At 31.0% G+C, this 17,186-nt stretch carries 13 protein-coding genes and 1 other annotated feature; of the genes, 7 read left to right on the top strand and 6 right to left on the bottom strand.

Features of this window, described 5'->3' with window-relative positions; all coding sequences use genetic code 11:
- The first annotated feature begins 62 nt into the window (after positions 1 to 62).
- Positions 63 to 1,970 carry an NAD(+) synthase gene (locus ACFWTK_RS10100; RefSeq protein WP_415875892.1) on the top strand — a complete coding sequence of 636 codons (1,908 nt, stop codon included), beginning with the start codon at positions 63 to 65 and terminating at the stop codon, positions 1,968 to 1,970.
- 169 nt (positions 1,971 to 2,139) lie between these two features.
- Here ACFWTK_RS10100 and ACFWTK_RS10095 read toward each other — a convergent pair whose 3' ends face one another.
- Positions 2,140 to 2,562: a YaaR family protein gene (locus ACFWTK_RS10095; protein ID WP_415875891.1), complete on the bottom strand. Its 423-nt coding sequence runs from the start codon at positions 2,560 to 2,562 to the stop codon at positions 2,140 to 2,142.
- Positions 2,563 to 2,798: 236 nt separating this feature from the next.
- Here ACFWTK_RS10095 and ACFWTK_RS10090 point away from each other — a divergent pair, with 236 nt between their 5' ends.
- On the top strand, positions 2,799 to 5,408 hold the full coding sequence (locus ACFWTK_RS10090) for a calcium-transporting P-type ATPase, PMR1-type (protein WP_415875890.1): 2,610 nt from the start codon (positions 2,799 to 2,801) through the stop codon (positions 5,406 to 5,408).
- Between the two features lie 247 nt (positions 5,409 to 5,655).
- On the opposite strand, the gene ACFWTK_RS10085 is transcribed toward ACFWTK_RS10090, so the two are convergent.
- Positions 5,656 to 6,120, bottom strand: a complete 465-nt coding sequence (locus ACFWTK_RS10085; protein ID WP_415875889.1) for a GAF domain-containing protein — start codon at positions 6,118 to 6,120, stop codon at positions 5,656 to 5,658.
- Positions 6,121 to 6,288: 168 nt separating this feature from the next.
- Here ACFWTK_RS10085 and ACFWTK_RS10080 point away from each other — a divergent pair, with 168 nt between their 5' ends.
- Positions 6,289 to 9,288, top strand: coding sequence for a vitamin B12-dependent ribonucleotide reductase (locus tag ACFWTK_RS10080; protein ID WP_415875888.1), 3,000 nt, complete (start codon positions 6,289 to 6,291; stop codon positions 9,286 to 9,288).
- 130 nt (positions 9,289 to 9,418) lie between these two features.
- Here the strand turns inward: ACFWTK_RS10080 and ACFWTK_RS10075 are convergent, their stop codons facing one another.
- Positions 9,419 to 10,477: an HD-GYP domain-containing protein gene (locus tag ACFWTK_RS10075; RefSeq protein ID WP_415875887.1), complete on the bottom strand. Its 1,059-nt coding sequence runs from the start codon at positions 10,475 to 10,477 to the stop codon at positions 9,419 to 9,421.
- A gap of 142 nt (positions 10,478 to 10,619) precedes the next feature.
- Between ACFWTK_RS10075 and ACFWTK_RS10070 the strand changes: the two genes are divergently transcribed.
- Positions 10,620 to 11,876, top strand: a complete 1,257-nt coding sequence (locus ACFWTK_RS10070; RefSeq protein WP_415875886.1) for a CehA/McbA family metallohydrolase — start codon at positions 10,620 to 10,622, stop codon at positions 11,874 to 11,876.
- 65 nt (positions 11,877 to 11,941) lie between these two features.
- Here ACFWTK_RS10070 and ACFWTK_RS10065 read toward each other — a convergent pair whose 3' ends face one another.
- On the bottom strand, positions 11,942 to 12,712 hold the full coding sequence (locus tag ACFWTK_RS10065) for a histidinol phosphate phosphatase (protein WP_415876015.1): 771 nt from the start codon (positions 12,710 to 12,712) through the stop codon (positions 11,942 to 11,944).
- Between the two features lie 48 nt (positions 12,713 to 12,760).
- Complete coding sequence (locus ACFWTK_RS10060) at positions 12,761 to 13,141, bottom strand: hypothetical protein (RefSeq protein ID WP_415875885.1); 381 nt, start codon at positions 13,139 to 13,141, stop codon at positions 12,761 to 12,763.
- A 246-nt stretch (positions 13,142 to 13,387) separates the two neighbouring features.
- Between ACFWTK_RS10060 and ACFWTK_RS10055 the strand changes: the two genes are divergently transcribed.
- The 3 genes from ACFWTK_RS10055 to ACFWTK_RS10045 all read left to right on the top strand — a co-directional run bounded on the left by ACFWTK_RS10055 (position 13,388) and on the right by ACFWTK_RS10045 (position 15,285).
- Complete coding sequence (locus tag ACFWTK_RS10055) at positions 13,388 to 13,852, top strand: Lrp/AsnC ligand binding domain-containing protein (RefSeq protein WP_415875884.1); 465 nt, start codon at positions 13,388 to 13,390, stop codon at positions 13,850 to 13,852.
- Between the two features lie 178 nt (positions 13,853 to 14,030).
- On the top strand, positions 14,031 to 14,240 hold the full coding sequence (locus ACFWTK_RS10050; protein ID WP_415875883.1) for a DUF378 domain-containing protein: 210 nt from the start codon (positions 14,031 to 14,033) through the stop codon (positions 14,238 to 14,240).
- 115 nt (positions 14,241 to 14,355) lie between these two features.
- Positions 14,356 to 14,628: a binding site (T-box leader), on the top strand.
- A 138-nt stretch (positions 14,629 to 14,766) separates the two neighbouring features.
- Positions 14,767 to 15,285, top strand: a complete 519-nt coding sequence (locus ACFWTK_RS10045; RefSeq protein ID WP_415875882.1) for a tryptophan transporter — start codon at positions 14,767 to 14,769, stop codon at positions 15,283 to 15,285.
- 106 nt (positions 15,286 to 15,391) lie between these two features.
- Here ACFWTK_RS10045 and ACFWTK_RS10040 read toward each other — a convergent pair whose 3' ends face one another.
- On the bottom strand, positions 15,392 to 17,140 hold the full coding sequence (locus ACFWTK_RS10040; protein ID WP_415875881.1) for a Na+/H+ antiporter NhaC family protein: 1,749 nt from the start codon (positions 17,138 to 17,140) through the stop codon (positions 15,392 to 15,394).
- Positions 17,141 to 17,186: the final 46 nt, after the last annotated feature.

Genomic DNA, 17,186 nt, shown 5'->3' with positions numbered 1-17,186 from the left:
AAGTTTAATAGTAAAAATATTATAAATTTAATACACAAACAAAAAGATGGAGTGTGAATTTAATGAACTTTATTAGAGTAGCAGCGGCATGCCCTATGGTCAATGTTGCAGACATAGAATTCAATGCTAAAAATATAAAAGAATGTATAAATACAGCTTTAAAAGAAAATTCAAAATTAATAGTATTGCCAGAGCTAGCTATAACCTCTTATACTTGTGGAGATTTATTTCTACAGCAGCATCTTATTGATGAAGCTATTAATGGAGTACAGGATATTTGTAACTTTTCTTTGAGCAAAGATATTTTAATAGCACTTGGTGCTCCTTTACTTTATAAAAATCGCTTATATAATTGTGCTTATATTATATATAACGGAAAAATACTTGGAATTGTTCCTAAAAATTATATTCCAAATTATACAGAGTTTTATGAAAAGCGATGGTTTACTGAAGGTTATGATATAATTAATCAGTATGTAGATCTTTTTTTTCAAAAACATATACCTTTTGGAATAAACTTAATATTCTCAAGTGGAGTTTTTAAATTTGGATTTGAAATTTGTGAAGATTTATGGACTGTAGTGCCACCTAGTTCATATCTTGCTCTTCTTGGTGCCAATATAATAGGAAATCTTTCTGCATCCAATGAACTTGTATCAAAATCTAGCTATAGAAAATCTATAGTATCTTCGCAAAGTGCTAGATGCATTTCTTCTTATGTTTATTCTTCTTCAGGAGTATTTGAATCTACCACAGATTTAGTTTTTAGTGGACACTTGATTATAGAAGAAAACGGAATTCTCTTAAAAGAAAATCATAGATTTCAGAGAGAAAATGAAATTATCACTTCAATTATTGATGTAGATAAGTTGCTTAATGAAAGAATGAGAAATTTGAGTTTTAGAGATAGCAGCAGGCTTTGTACTTTTGAGCCATTAGAAATCAACTTCGACTTCGAAAACACTAAACCTTATAATTTTGATAGATTTATAGATAAACATCCTTTCGTACCTTCTAATGAACATGAAAGAGAAGAACGCTCAGAGGAAATACTAAATATACAATCTGCTGGACTTGCAAAGCGCTTAAATCATACTGGAATTAATAAAGTTGTTATTGGAATTTCTGGTGGATTAGATTCTACTTTAGCTTTGCTTGTATCAATTAGAACTTTAGATATGCTAAAACTTCCTAGAAAAAATATTATAGCTATAACAATGCCTGGTTTCGGAACTACAGACAGGACTTATAATAATGCAGTTCTTTTATGCAAAGAACTTGGTACCGATTTTAGAGAGATAAATATAGTAGATGCATGTCTTCAGCATTTTAAGGATATCGGACATGCAGCAGAAATTCATGATGTTACCTATGAGAACGTGCAAGCAAGAGAAAGGACTCAAATTCTTATGGACATAGCCAATAAGGAAGGTGCTCTTTTAGTTGGAACCGGCGACCTTTCTGAGCTGGCTTTAGGATGGGCTACATACAATGGAGATCATATGTCTATGTATTCTGTAAACTGCTCTATCCCTAAAACCCTTGTTAGATATTTGGTTGAATATTCAGCTAATCATAATTTTTCTCCTACAATCTCAAAAACTTTAAAAGATATATTGGATACACCAGTAAGTCCTGAACTTCTTCCAAAAGACAGTAATGGAGAGATAGCTCAGAAAACTGAAGATATTGTAGGACCTTATGAATTACATGACTTTTTTCTATACTACTTCATGAGACATAGTGCCACTCCTGAAAAAATTCTTTTCCTTGCAAAAGAAGCTTTTAAAGGAGACTATGATGATGCTACTATTGAAAAGTGGTTTGATAAATTTATAAGAAGATTTTTCACTCAGCAATTTAAACGTTCTGCTATACCTGATGGTCCTAAGGTTGGAACCATAAGCCTCTCTCCAAGAGGAGATTTACGAATGCCATCAGATGCTAGCTATAAACTATGGATTAAGTAGTCAGTAACCAAATTACTGTTATTTAAGTTTTAATGCAATAACAAATAAGATTTTGTTTAATCTATAGCTGCTAATCACTTGTCCAAAGATTAAGAATAAGTGATTAGCATTTTTTATTTCTATTATTTAAAAGCAATAGCACGCCTACAGCTCCATTTGGCGCCTCCACTTACTTATATATGTCTACTATGAGCCCACTTATTTCATCAATAGTACTTGCTATACTTAAGTTTTCCTTTTCATCACTTAATAGCATTTGTGTAAGTTCTTCTAACTTACTATCTATTATTTCAACTGTTACAAAATATTGAGTTTGCCAAAAGCTTATATCTTGTTTAACCCTATACATATAGTCTAAAACTGACTCTAAATATTCCTTTATGATTCTTTTATAAGCTGCCACATCAGCATAACATTTTGTAATAACTAGTCTATTACCTTTCTTCTTTATATCTTCTAGCATCTGCTTTAATTGCTGTTCTGATTTTTTTTGTTGTGCAAAGTTAAAACTTTGTGAAAAGCCTTTTTTACTTGATACAGCTCTTCTTTTAGAATTTATTTGAGTTCTTCCATTTATTCTTGATATTTCCACACAATCACCTCTATCCTATACTCTAGTTAATCTCATTTTCATAAATATTATAACATATGTAAGAATTGCTATAATATCTATTTTTACATTTAGTTATCCACAGCTTTTAATTGATCCTATTTTAGGAATAATCCTTATGTAATTTCAATATTATCATAGGTAGAATGAAATCCTCTTTATTCTCTTTAAAGTATATTTTTTTAAATCTATTATATAAATATTATGAGGTGATTTTAATGTATCATAGTTTAGAAATTGAAGATATAATAAAAAACTTTAGCACTGACCCTTCTAACGGTCTCTCATCACAAGAAGTGGAAAAAAGAAGAGTAAAATATGGATTAAACAAGTTAGCAGCTCAAAATCGTGATACACTCCTTACTCTTATCTGGTCTCAAATTAATGATATTCTAATTTATATTCTTATTGGAGCTGCAATAATATCTTTTCTAGTAGGAGAAACTAGTGACGCTGTTATAATAGGCATAATCATAATTTTAAATGCAGTAGTTGGAGTTGCTCAAGAATATAAAGCTGAAAAATCCTTAGAAGCTTTACAAAATTTATCCACTCCAAAAGCTATTGTAAAGAGGAATAGCCAATTAATAGAAATTCCTTCTGAGGAAATAGTACCCGGAGATATTGTAATCATAGACGCCGGAAGATATATTCCTTGTGATTTGCGCCTCATTGAAACAGCTAATCTAAAAATTGAAGAATCTGCTCTTACAGGCGAATCAGTACCAGTAGATAAAGATGCTAAGCTAATACTTGAAGACAGTAAAACCACATTAGGTGATCAAAAAAATATGGCTTTTATGTCTACCTTAGCCACCCATGGAAGAGGTATTGGAGTTGCTGTAAGTACTGGAATGAATACTGAAATAGGAAAAATAGCTTCTCTTCTAAAAGAAAATAAAAAAGAACTTACTCCCCTTCAAAAGAAACTTGAAGAATTGGGTAAAACATTAGGTATAGCTGCTATATTCATATGTGCTTTGATGTTTTTAATAGGTTTCATTCAAGGAAGAGACCTATTTGAGCTATTCTTAACTTCCATAAGTTTAGCTGTTGCTGCTATTCCAGAAGGACTTCCTGCCATTGTAACTATAGTATTAGCCTTAGGGGTTCAGAGAATGATAAGAGAAAACGCCATAATAAGAAAGCTTCCTGCTGTAGAAACTTTAGGTTCTGTAAATATCATATGTTCTGATAAAACAGGAACTCTAACACAGAATAAGATGACTGTGACAAAGTTCTATGCAGATAACATTTTTGACAATATAAATAAACTAGATATTAATAATCAAATTCACAAACTGCTTATAGAAAACTTAGTTTTATGCAATGATGCCACATCTTCTGAAGAAAGCTCCACCGGTGACCCTACAGAAATAGCCCTTTTAGATGTTGGTGCTTCCTATAATCTTTTTAAAGATGAACTTCAGAAAGAACATGAAAGAGTTAATGAAATCCCATTTGATTCTGATAGAAAACTTATGACTACAGTAAACAAGTATGAAGACAATTTTTATGTAATGACTAAAGGTGCTGTAGGCAGACTTTTAAAAATTTGTACCAAAGCATTTATAGGTGGAACTGAAGTACCTTTGACGGACAATATAAAAGACTCTATTTTAAAAGCTGCCTCAGCTATGTCCAGTGAAGCTCTCAGGGTTTTAGGTGCTGCCTATAAAACTATCAATGATATTAATGTGGAAACAAATACTTTAGAGAAAGAGTTGATATTTATAGGTTTAGTAGGGATGATTGATCCTCCTAGGTTAGAGGTGAAAAATTCCATATCCTTATGTAAAAAGGCTGGAATATCTACAGTTATGATAACCGGTGATCATAAGGATACTGCCTTTGCCATTGCTAAATCCTTAAATATAACTGAAAATCCACTAGAAGTTATATCTGGTTCAGACTTAGATAAACTATCCCAGGAAGAATTAAATGAAAAAATAATGAATTTAAGAGTATTTGCTAGGGTATCACCAGAACATAAGGTTAAAATAGTAAAGGCTTTTAAGTCCAAAGGAAATATAGTATCCATGACTGGCGATGGTGTAAATGATGCACCTTCGCTAAAGATCGCAGATATAGGCGTAGCTATGGGCAATACGGGAACGGATGTGGCAAAAGAAGCCTCAGACATGATATTAACTGATGATAATTTCTCTACCATAGTTTCAGCTATTGAAGAAGGAAGAAATATATACAATAACATCAAGAAATCCATCTTATTTCTAATATCTTGCAACATGGGAGAAATAATGTCCATTTTCTTTGCCATACTTTTAGGATGGGCATCTCCTTTAAGATCAATACACATACTATGGGTTAACCTTATAACAGACTCCTTCCCTGCTCTAGCCTTAGGTGTAGACCCTAGAGATGATGATGTAATGAAAGAAAAGCCAAGAAACTCTAATGAGACTATTTTTACAGGCGCCATAGGAAATCTTCTCTTTAGCGGAGCCTTAATAGGTGCTTTAACTTTAATGGCTTTTCAGATAGGACTTCACAGATATCCTGGTTCTGTAATACATGCACAAACTATGGCTTTTTTAACCATGAGTATTTCAGAGCTAATTCATTCTTTAAATATGAGGAATGAGAAAAAGTCTATATTTAAGATTGGATTCTTTTCAAATAACTTTTTAATTTTTTCAATTATACTAGGTATACTGCTCCAAATTATAATACTATATATTCCTTATTTAAGCAGCATATTCAGTGTATATCCTCTTAATACTACAGATTGGAAATGGATCACTCTATTAAGCTTAATGCCGCTTGCTATTAATGAACTTCTAAAGCTTTTAAGAAACAGAAATTGATAATCTTTTTATATTGAACTGTAATATGAGATTTGCATTGTAGAAAGCGTTGAACAAGCGTTAAAAGCTATTTATTTCTGGATTTAAAACACCGTAAGAACCTTCTATTGTCTGAACCACAGTGAGTTTAGAAGGTTTAAGGGTTTTAAAGTCAGAAATATTAGAGCTTCTTTGCGTAGTGAAGCTTTCCTAAATGCAAATCTCATATAGAATATTCAATATTAAAGATTGTCACAATTTATTTCTATTACTCCCAGTTCATGTTTTCAATAAGTATTTTCACAAACTTAGTGAAGTATTCTTCTTCCAATTCTCCAAATCTTGAAAACTCCTCACTATCTATATCCAAAACTCCGTATACTGTGTCATCTTTTATTATTGGAATGACTATTTCTGAATTTGAAGCAGAATCGCAAGCGATATGGCCTTCAAATTCGTGAACATTGTCCACCCTTTGAAGCTTTCTTTCTGACACTGCAGTACCACATACTCCTTTTCCAACCTTTATTCTATTACAAGCAGGTTTTCCCTGAAAAGGTCCTAAAACTAATTCTCCATCCTTCATTAAATAAAAACCAGCCCAATTTATATTATCTGTCATAAGATTTACAATAGATGCTGCATTAGATAGATTTGCTATTAAATCATCTTCTCCTGAAATCTGTCCTTTGAGCATTAAAAGCATAGTCTCATAATTATCTTTTTTATTCATTAGTTTTTTCCCCCTATTCTTTGTATATCATATATATTCCTCCACGCATAAGTTTCTTATTGCATATTTTGTTCTTGAAGAATCATATTATTTACTATATAATACTACATGTAGTATCTGAAATCAATCCAATTACTACATATAGTATCAATAATTAGGAGGGTTTATATGAATTCCATATCTAATTTATTTAAACGACACTTTACCAAGGAACTCGAAAAAGATAATTCCAAAACTGTTTACGATTTATTTGCTTGGAAAAAGGTTGACGTTATTTTAAAAGACTATAAAACTGGTAAAATTATTACAAATATAAAGAATCTGGAGTTCCCAAAACATTATTCTCAAAATGCCTGTGATATAATAGCTTCAAAATACTTCAGAAGAGCTGGAATTCCTAATGAACTAGGATATGAAAACAGTATGAAAATGGTAGCTCATAGACTAGTAAGCTTTTGGATGGAAGCTTTAAAAGATGAAGGAATAATCAAAACAGAGGAAGAAAGCAAAATATTTTATGATGAGATGGTATATGGATTGCTAAATCAGATGTACGCTCCAAACTCTCCTCAATGGTTTAATACCGGACTTGCTTTGGCTTATGGTATAAAGGGTAGTAAACAAGGTAATTTCTATTTTGATGAAAAAGAAAACAAAGTTATGGAATGTAAAGATGCCTACAGCAGGACTCAAGCTTCTGCTTGTTTCATAATCTCTATAGAAGATAAACTTTTAGGTCCTCATTCTATATCAGAGCAATACATAACAGAAACAAGATTGTTTAAAGGTGGTTCTGGAACCGGAACAAATTTTTCTCCTATAAGAGCTAAAGGAGAACCTTTATCTGGTGGAGGATATTCTTCTGGCCTTATGAGTTTTTTAAAAGCTCTTGATAGAAATGCAGGTGCCATAAAATCTGGTGGAACTACAAGACGTGCTGCTAAAATGCTTTGTCTTGATATAGATCATCCTGAAATTATGGATTTCATAACTTGGAAGGCAAAAGAAGAGGACAAGGTTAGAGCTCTTGGAAAGGTTGGTTATGATACAAGCTTTGAAGGTGAAGCTTATGAAACTGTATCTGGCCAGAATGGAAATAATTCTGTTAGATTATCAGATGAGTTTATGAAAAAGGTTGATAATCTTCAAGCTGACCCTGATGCTACTATAGAACTTAAAGGTAGGGTTAGCAATATAGTTAATAAGAATATAAAAGTATCTGAATTATGGAATGCCTTTAACGAATCTGCTTGGAAGTGTGCAGATCCAGCTCCACAATTTTCTGATACTTTTAACGCTTGGCATACATGTCCATGCGGTGAAGATGGAAAATTTAACGCTCCATATAACAGAATAAACTCTACAAATCCTTGTGGTGAATATGCCTTCTTGGACGATACTTCCTGTAACTTAGCTTCAATAAATATATATAGGTTTTATGATACAGCCTCAAAAGAGTTTGACTTAAAAGGATATGTACATATAATTGGATTAATTCAGCTTGCCCTTGAAGCTTCTATTCACTGGGGACAATTTCCAACGGAAGATATAGCGAGAAAGACTTATTTATTTAGAACCACTGGCCTTGGAATTGCTAATATATCTTCACTTTTAATGGCTTGTGGATATCCATATGACTCTGAAGAAGCTAGAAATTTAACAGCTGCACTTATAGGAATATTAACTGGACATTCTTATTACATATCATCATTAATGGCAAAAGAGGTTGGAACCTTCTCCAAATATGATATAAATAAGAATTATATGCTAAGTGTCATAAGAAATCACAGCAGAGTAGCTGGAGCCCTTGATGATTCTTATGAAAACTTAAATTATACTCCAGTAAAAGTCGATCATATCTTATTAGAACAATTAAAACTTAAAAACTTAAGCAAAGCTTTAAAGGATGCTTGGAAAAATGCTTTGGAATATGGCGAGAAGTACGGTTATAGAAACGCTCAAGTTTCCGTTATAGCTCCAACAGGTACAATATCATTAGCTATGGACTGTGGTGCCACTTCTATAGAACCATTTTTCAGCCATGTAGTATATAAAAAACTATCTGGCGGTGGATTTATGACTATTGTAAATCCAGTACTTGAAGTATCTCTTAAAAATCTAGGATATTCTGATAAAGAGATCAAAGACATAGTAGATTATATAATGAGAACAGAGATTGTGGATGAGAACGGATTCCAGTACGAAAAAATAATGGATGGAAAAATTGAAGGTGCTCCACACTTAAAAGAAGAACACTTACCAATCTTCGATACAGCTAATAAATGCGGCAGCGGAAAAAGGTATATTTCTCCAATGGGACATGTTAAGATGGTTGCAGCTATAACTCCTTTTATCTCTGGTGCTGTATCTAAAACTGTAAATCTTCCAAAGACAGCTACTATTGAAGATTTTAAAGATGTAATCTTATCTTCTTGGAAGCTTGGAGTTAAGGGTATAACTCTTTATAGAGATGGCTCAAAGGCAAGTCAACCTCTTAATACTACTCTGTCTGAAGATGGAAATAAAAAACTGGAAGATTTAACTTATGATGAGCTATTACAAAAGGTTAAAGAACTTCAAGCTAAACATCATTATTCAAGAAGAGATAAATTAATAGGTATAAGGCACGGCACTACTCATCCTGCTCAAATTGATGATGTTAAAATTTATACTACTGTTAATAGAAACTCTGAAGGAGAAATTTCCGAAATCTATATAACTACAGATAGAGAAGGAACTATAATCACTGGACTTTTAAACTCTCTTTCTAAATCTATATCTGTTATGCTTCAATATCACGTACCACCTCAAGACATTTCTAGAATGTTAAGAGGACAAAAATATGAACCATATGGTTTTGTAAATAAGCATCCTTATATTAAATATGTAACTTCTATATCGGATTTAATAAGTAAAATCATAGATATAGAACTCGGCGATTTTTCAAGATGCCAGATTAAAGATGAGGAATATTTGTCAAATATGTTCACTATAAATTCTGAAACAGCCTTTGGATCTTCTAAAGATATTGGTTCAGCAGGTGAAAAAAAAATAGATGGAGAACGCCTTTATGATAGCACCTGTCCTATGTGCTCAAGTACAAGAATGGTAAGAAACGGAACTTGTAAGGTTTGCTTAGACTGTGGATCTACTACTGGATGCAGCTAAAGCAGCACCCACTTGGGATATTCTAAACGTAATTAAGTTTAAAGTTTATATTTTAAGGCAAAAAAGACTGCATAGTCCTGCAGTCTTTTTTACTTATTGAATTTTATCTTATATCATCTTATATCAATGTTTATTCTACTACAGTTTCAATGGTCAATGAAAGTTTATTCATTAAGTCTATCTCATAAGGTTGTATAGGCATTTTTGTAATGCTGTCATATACAATCCTAATAACGGGCCTATCCGGTAAATTTTTGTTTTGTCTTATAACATATCCTTCTACTCCATTGGAAAGTCTTACACAGCATCCTAGTGGATATATTGCAAAGTTCTCCTTGAACTTCTCTATAACTTTCTTATCAAATTTACTTCCCATTCCTGATAAAATAAGTTCATAAGCTTCCTTTGGCTCAAACTTATTCCTATAACTTCTATTTGCACTTACTGCTGTAAAAACATCGCTAACTGATATTATCTTTGCATAATCAGATATTTTATCTCCTCTAAGTCCATTTGGATACCCGCTTCCATCCACTCTTTCATGATGATGAAATACTCCATCTATAACCTTTTGTGAAAATATTCCCCTCTTCTCCAAAATCTCTTTTCCATAAGTAGGGTGATTCTTTACTATTTCAAATTCTTTTTCTGTTAATACTCCTCTTTTATTTATAATTTCATTTGGGATTTTTATTTTGCCTATATCATGAAGAATGGCAGAAAGGCCTAATTCCTTTATCTCAGAACGATTTAGTTTTAGACAATTTCCTAGGTAGATTGACATGATACTGGTATCCACACAATGTATATATGTATAATTGTCATAGGCTTTTACTTCATATAGATTTATGTTTATGCTATTTTGACTAATAATATCTTCAACTAACTCTTCAATCATGCTCACGGATTTGTTACAATTATCTCTATCTCCTTCTAATAAATCATTAAACAAATTAGGCATCATTTCTAATGTAACTTTTTTTAATTCTGTTAAATCATTAACACATGTAATATCAGAAAATCTGTCATCTTCTACATATATCATAAAAACACCATACTTAGAAAGTTTAGATATTAGATTTTTACTCAACTTTGCTCCAGACCTTAAAAGTACTTCTCCATTGCCGCCTATTATGTCTTTAGCTAATATTTCTTCTCCCTTTAAATTCTTAAGAAATTCAAGTCTCATATCCTATCTCCTATCCTATGAACGTTATGACTTTAGTTAAATTATAACATATCTTACATATAATACACACAATGTTTTTAATAAAATAAAATATTAATATAGACCTTTAACTATAGAATTTTAAGCATAAGGAGATAATGTAATGTTAAATCAACTTTTTATAGCTGTTCCTCAAAATAATGCTACTTTGACTGATAGGCTTCCTGAGATTTACTTGACAACTTTTAATGATAAATATATTGATAGCTTAGTTGATATAAAAATGTATGTAGACAATAAAAAGGTTCATCACAAAGTCTATAAAAATAAAATTATATATATTCCTAAAAAGAGACTTAGCTCTGGAAAACATGATATTAAAATCTTCATTAAAGATTTCACAAGGCAGATACAAGAAATTCAATGGTCATTTACTGTAGCCAGCAGTTCTTCTAAGTCAGAGAAATATAATTTTTATTATGGAATTCCTCATGCTCATACTTCCTTCTCTACTGGAAAAGGTACTCCATTAGAAGCATTTAAATATGCTTCTAAAAAATCTCTAGACTTTTTAATAATTACGGATCACTCAGGGTTTCTTAATAAAAAAGTCAAATATAATTCTAATGAAATCTCAAGATGGAATGCTGTAAAAATCAGTTCCATATATTTTGCAAAGGAAAGCAAAAAACTTTTACCCCTATATGGATTTGAGGTTTCATCTAGAGGTCTAGGTGATTTTAATATTTTAAATACAATAAATCTGTACAAGGGCAAAATAAGAAACTTTAAGGATTTTAAGGCCTGGCTTCAAAAAGAAAAAAATCCTATAGTTTGTATTAACCATCCACATAAATACATTGAATCTCTTCAATATGATGATGTTCTAGATAGGTATATAAACTTTATAGAAGTTGGAAACGGATCCCCTCCTTTTAAATATTTAAGAGGAGAAAAATATTACTATAAACTCTTAGATAAAGGATGGCATTTGGGAGCTATAAACGGACAAGATAATCATAAGGAAAATTGGGGAGATACAGATAATCTAACTGTAGTCATATGTAAATTTCTAAGATATGATGAGTTCTTTGAGGCCCTAAAATCTCGTAGAACTTATTCTACAGAAACCCGTTCCTTAAAGCTTGTTTTTAAAATAAACGGAAAATGGATGGGAAGTATAATTGAAAACAACTCTAGTAAAATAAACTTGGAGATCATAGCTGAAGATAAGAGAGTTCCTATAGATAAGATACAAATTATATCCAATGGTGGAATTGTGGTAAAGAAAAAAAGTGCTCATAAAAAAAATAAGGTGAAATGGAATCTATCCTTACCTTTTAAAAAAGGTGCTTGGTATGTAGTAAAGGTGCTTCATATCAACGGAAAAATTGGGATATCATCTCCAATATTTACTTAATATTTGGTGCTAAACACTTAAAATTAAGTGTCTAGCACCTTATGCAAATTCCATACATTACATTGCTAAATTAATTCCATTTTTCTATTTTTAAAATATACCATTCTTAAATTACATGTTTCTACCATTTCCTTTGCTATATTAAAATAGCTTCCTATGGCTTCAGCAGAATGAGCATCAGAGCCTATAGTTAAAAACTCACCGCCTAGCTCCTTAAATCTTTTGTATATCTTAAGAAGATTGCAAACAGATTCCTTGTTCTCCATCCTTCTGGTATTTAATTCTATAACAATTCCTTTGTCTATTATAGTTTTCAATACATTATCTATAAGCTCCTTATAATCATCATAGTATATTTCCGTATCCTCATATTTAGCATATCTACAAATATAATCTATATGTCCTAAGCTATCTATAAAAGGATGTTCATTTATACAACTGACCATTTCAAAAAGATACTCTTCATAAAACTCCTTTTTGCTCTTGCTTCTGTACAGTTCATCAGCTTCATATAAATCCGTATCATACATTTCATGTAGGGATCCTAAAACATAATCAAATGGATATTTCTCAACTAAATTTTTATATTCATGTGAAAATTTATTGTTCATTCCAATTTCAATTCCTAAAAGCAGATTATCTGTTCTATAATCGGAATAGCTTTTAAAATAATCCTCAGGATCTATTCTAAACATACTACTATCTCTATAATTTAAATCCATATGTTCTGTAATTATAGCTCCTAGATTTTCTTGTTTCATCTTTTGAAGTACTTCTTCTATCTTCATCTTTGAATCTGTAGAAAAGTTTGTATGAATATGAGTATCAAACATAATTTCCTCCCAAAAAACAGCAAAACCTTAAGTTTTGCTGTTTCTTAAACATTATTTTTTCTTTTTCTTACCTGCTTTAATAACTTCCATATTGTTTTTATTAATTCTATTTGGCTTAGCTTTAGCTTTTATTGCAGTGCTATTCTTATTGCCTTGATTAGATGCCTGTCTATTAGATAATCCTGCTAAATCCATAAACCATAAAAATAGTATTAAAAATACTCCATTTTGTATATACATAAGCCAAGGCAGCGTACGCAGCTTGTTACCCAATACAATATTAGGAATAAGAAATACCATTGCTGCAAGTATAAGCACTACCCACTTATTAGCTTTAATATGTTCTAAAACGTAAATCTTTAATATGTTGTATAATGACAAAACAACAATTACCATTATAAGCATTTGTATCAATGCTTTAAAAAAAGCCATTAACCTCATTCCTTTCCTCTAAACGTTTATTATATTATTATACATTCATATATGCATATTTATCAAGATTAATTATAACTTCAACAATATAAGAAAAAATAACTTTTATAGCAAGTATCAATCTGAAGCGAATTTAATATTTTTACTTTATAACTCTTTTATTATTAAGCATATATTTATTTTGATAGTTTATTAAAAATTCTGATATAATGTTAATAAATATTATATTCTTTTGAGGTGATTTCTGTGGATTTAAAAATAAATGGTCTCGATGACTTAGATATTCAAATATTAGAAATATTAATAAAAGATTCTAGAACTCCTTACTTGGAAATAGCAAGAAAATGTCATGTTAGCGGTGGTACAATTCATGTAAGAATGAAGAAGATGGAGGATATGGGCATAATTAAAGGTACCAAGCTGATTTTAGATAATACTAAACTTGGTTATGATGTATGCTGTTTTATCGGTATATATTTAGATAAAGCTTCTTCTTTTTCCCATGTATTGTCAGAGCTAAATAAAATTAAAGAAGTTGTAGAATTACACTATACTACTGGAGAATATTCAGTATTTACAAAAGTAATATGTAAAAGTATAGCAGACCTTCAAAATTTGCTTATGAATAAAATTCAGGTTATTCCAGAAATTCAAAGAACAAATACTTTTATCTCTCTTTCGCAGCCTATTGACAGGAATATACAATTATAATTTATTCATACTTTTAAAATATTACATAATTAAAAAAATGCCTTTACTCTAGAGAAGGTGCAACTTTTTTTACTTTTTTCATATTTTCACTAATATTTTTATTTTTTTACTAATATTTTTTTTAAAACTGTAAATAATAATGCTGTAGAAATTATTATTTAAAGGAGATGTAATTTTTATGAGAACATTAGATACGCTTGCACTTATACTAGTAGTTATAGGCGCTGTAAATTGGGGATTAATTGGCTTTTTTAGGTTTGATTTAGTTGCTGCTTTATTTGGAGATATGTCAGGCTTTAGTAGAGTGGTATACGCATTAGTAGGATTAGCTGGATTATATGCTATTTCTTTCTTTGGAAGAGATAGAGAAACTCATGAAGTTAAATAATAAAAAATAGTGTTTAAAAAAGCTTCAAAACTTTTAAAATTTGAAGCTTTTTTTATTGACTTTATAACTTTATTATATTAAACTTTAATATAACAAACATTTTAGTAAATAAAGTAAAAAATCATTGATCGGGAATAGTAGCTAATGATCTTAGTTTAAGAGAGTTGAGGATGGTGGGATCTCAATACTTTAGACTTTAGTGAATGGACCTGTTAGATGTAAACCGAAATCTATTTTTAGAAAGTAGTATTTACCGTGTTTCGCACGTTACAGCGATAGGATATGTTAGTATCTGAAATGAGATATGTTTAAGTATATATAGATTAAATTTATGTCTATGCCTTAAACATAATATAGGTGGCAACGCGAATAACACTTCGCCCTATTATTTAGGGTGAAATTTTTTTTATTATATTATAAAAAATTAGGGGGGTGAGTTAATATGGCATGAACTGAAGATGTATCACATTGGTACAGATTACTTTATAATTTTAAAAAGATTTGTTTAAGAAAGGATGATATCATTATGAAATCAAATTTTAAAAGAAATATTATTAACTCACTCTTGCTTGCTATAGGATTTATTTTGCATCAAGTTGCTCCTCCTATATTTTTCGGAATGAAGCCAGACTTGTCTTTAACTATGGTTTTTATAATTATAATTTTAAACGAAGACTATAAAACTACATTGATGGTAGGTATAATTGCTGGAATTCTATCTGCTCTTACTACAAGTTTCCCAGGTGGACAGCCAGCCAATGTTATAGATAAAATTATTACCTCAAATGTAATTTATTTAGCATTATTACCTTTTAGAAATAAGTTAAATAATCAAATTAAAGTTATAATCTTTACTGCTATAGGAACTGTATTAAGTGGAACCGTATTTTTGACTGCGGCTTCTATACTAGTTGGATTACCTCAATCATTTACAGCAATGTTTCTAGCTGTAGTCCTTCCATCAGTCTTAGTAAACACAGTAACTGCTCCAATATTATTTAATGCTATCCAAATATCTTTAAAACATTCAAAAGTCACATTATAAGAAAATTGCGATGCAATTTTCTTAAGTGAAGAAGTGGAGGCGCCTGTGGCGCCTTCACTAGAAAGCATAAAAAAAGAACTTAAGACTTTCGTCTTAAGTTCTTTTTTTATGCTCCTTGCTTTGCTTCAGTTTCCTGCAGCATTTCTTCTGTTTCTACAGGTTTACCTACAAATCTAACTAGTAACGCAATTAAAATTATATCTATTGGTAAAACCAAAGCTATTGGTGCTCCAAATCCTACTGGAATATATCCGGCAAATATAGTTATAGCTCCAACAGTTATAACGTAATATAATTGAGTTTTAACATGGTCCATATGGTCACAAGCGGAGCCCATTGACGATAAAATGGTTGTATCCGAAATTGGTGAACAGTGATCACCAAATATGGATCCTGTAAGTACTGCACTTATAGCAGCAATCATATATGCATGTTCTGGATTTATATTGAATGCAAGAGGTATTGTAAGAGGCATTAATATACCCATTGTTCCATAAGAAGTACCTGTTGCAAAAGAGATTATTGAAGCTAGTATAAATATAATTGATGGAAGTACAAAAGCTGGTAAGGTATCTTTCAAAGCACTTACTAAGAAAGCAGCTGTTCCAAGTTCCTTAACAACTGAGCTTAATGACCAAGCAAGAAGTAGTATAACACCTGTAATAATTAAAGACTTCATTCCTTGTACCCATATATCAATAGCTTCTCCAATTGTAAATATCTTTTGACTAACTCCCATTATCATAGCCACAATACTTGCTACTAAAGCAGCTTGGAATAATACTACACTGGCATCAGAAGCACTAAAAGTTTCTCTTATTGCCATAAATGATATTGGTGAAGTTTGAAGTAACTGTATCAATGCTTTATCCTCTCCACCCATAATTGAATTGTAACCATTGTAGTAAAATCCTAAAAAGGCTCCTATTATTAAAACTAATATAGGTACTACTGCATTAGCAACTCTTAAATTAATTCCTTCTTTTGGTTCAAGATCTGTAGCTTCTGATGAAACCATAGGTTTTGCACCTTCACGTAAAACCTTACCTGTAGATCTAGCACGCCTTTCTGCCTTAAGCATAGGACCAAATTCTCTTAAAAATAGAGCTGTAAACACTATAAATATTAGAATTAAAATATTATAAAATCTATATGGAATGGTTTCAAGAAATATATTATATGCACTTACACTTTGTCCTATAGACTCATAACCATCTTTAATTAAGCTAAGCTCAAGTCCTATCCATGTAGATATAACTGCAATACCAGCTATTGGAGCAGCAGTTGCATCAACTATAAATGATAATTTTTCTCTTGATATTTTCATTTTATCAGTAACAGGTCTCATCATAGGACCTACTATTAATGAATTTGCGTAGTCATCAAAGAAAACTGCTATTCCTAAAATCCAAGTAATAAGTTGAGCACTTATTGGACTTTTAGCTTTTTTAGATAAAGATTCAGCTACAGCTTTAGCTCCCCCCATTTTAGAAACTAGAGCTATAAGTCCACCAATTGTTAAACATTGAAGTATAATACCAGCATTCCATGGGTCTGCTAAAGATCCTAATAATCTATTAATAATATCTAAAAATCCGTGAAATAAAGCACCAAATATATTAGCACCTTTTAATTGTAGTAAAAATGTTCCTGAAAGTATTCCTAAAAAAAGTGATATAACTACGTTCTTAGTTATAAAAGCCAAAATTATAGCAACTAATGGTGGCAGCAATGTCCAAATTCCAAATTTATCCGCATTTACCTTTGCTGGATCCAATTCAGCTCCTAGTGCAGTAGTGGCCAATACAAAAATCATAAGCATGAAAGTAACTATAAAGACTCTTCTTTTTCTCATCATTTTTCCTCCTAAATAAAATTTTACTGCACATATATCGAAAATT

Source organism: Clostridium sp. (assembly GCF_047777555.1).
Lineage (GTDB): Bacteria > Bacillota > Clostridia > Clostridiales > Clostridiaceae > Clostridium_H.
Note: the sequence above shows the minus strand (reverse complement) of the source record. Positions and strands in the feature narration are given on the sequence as shown.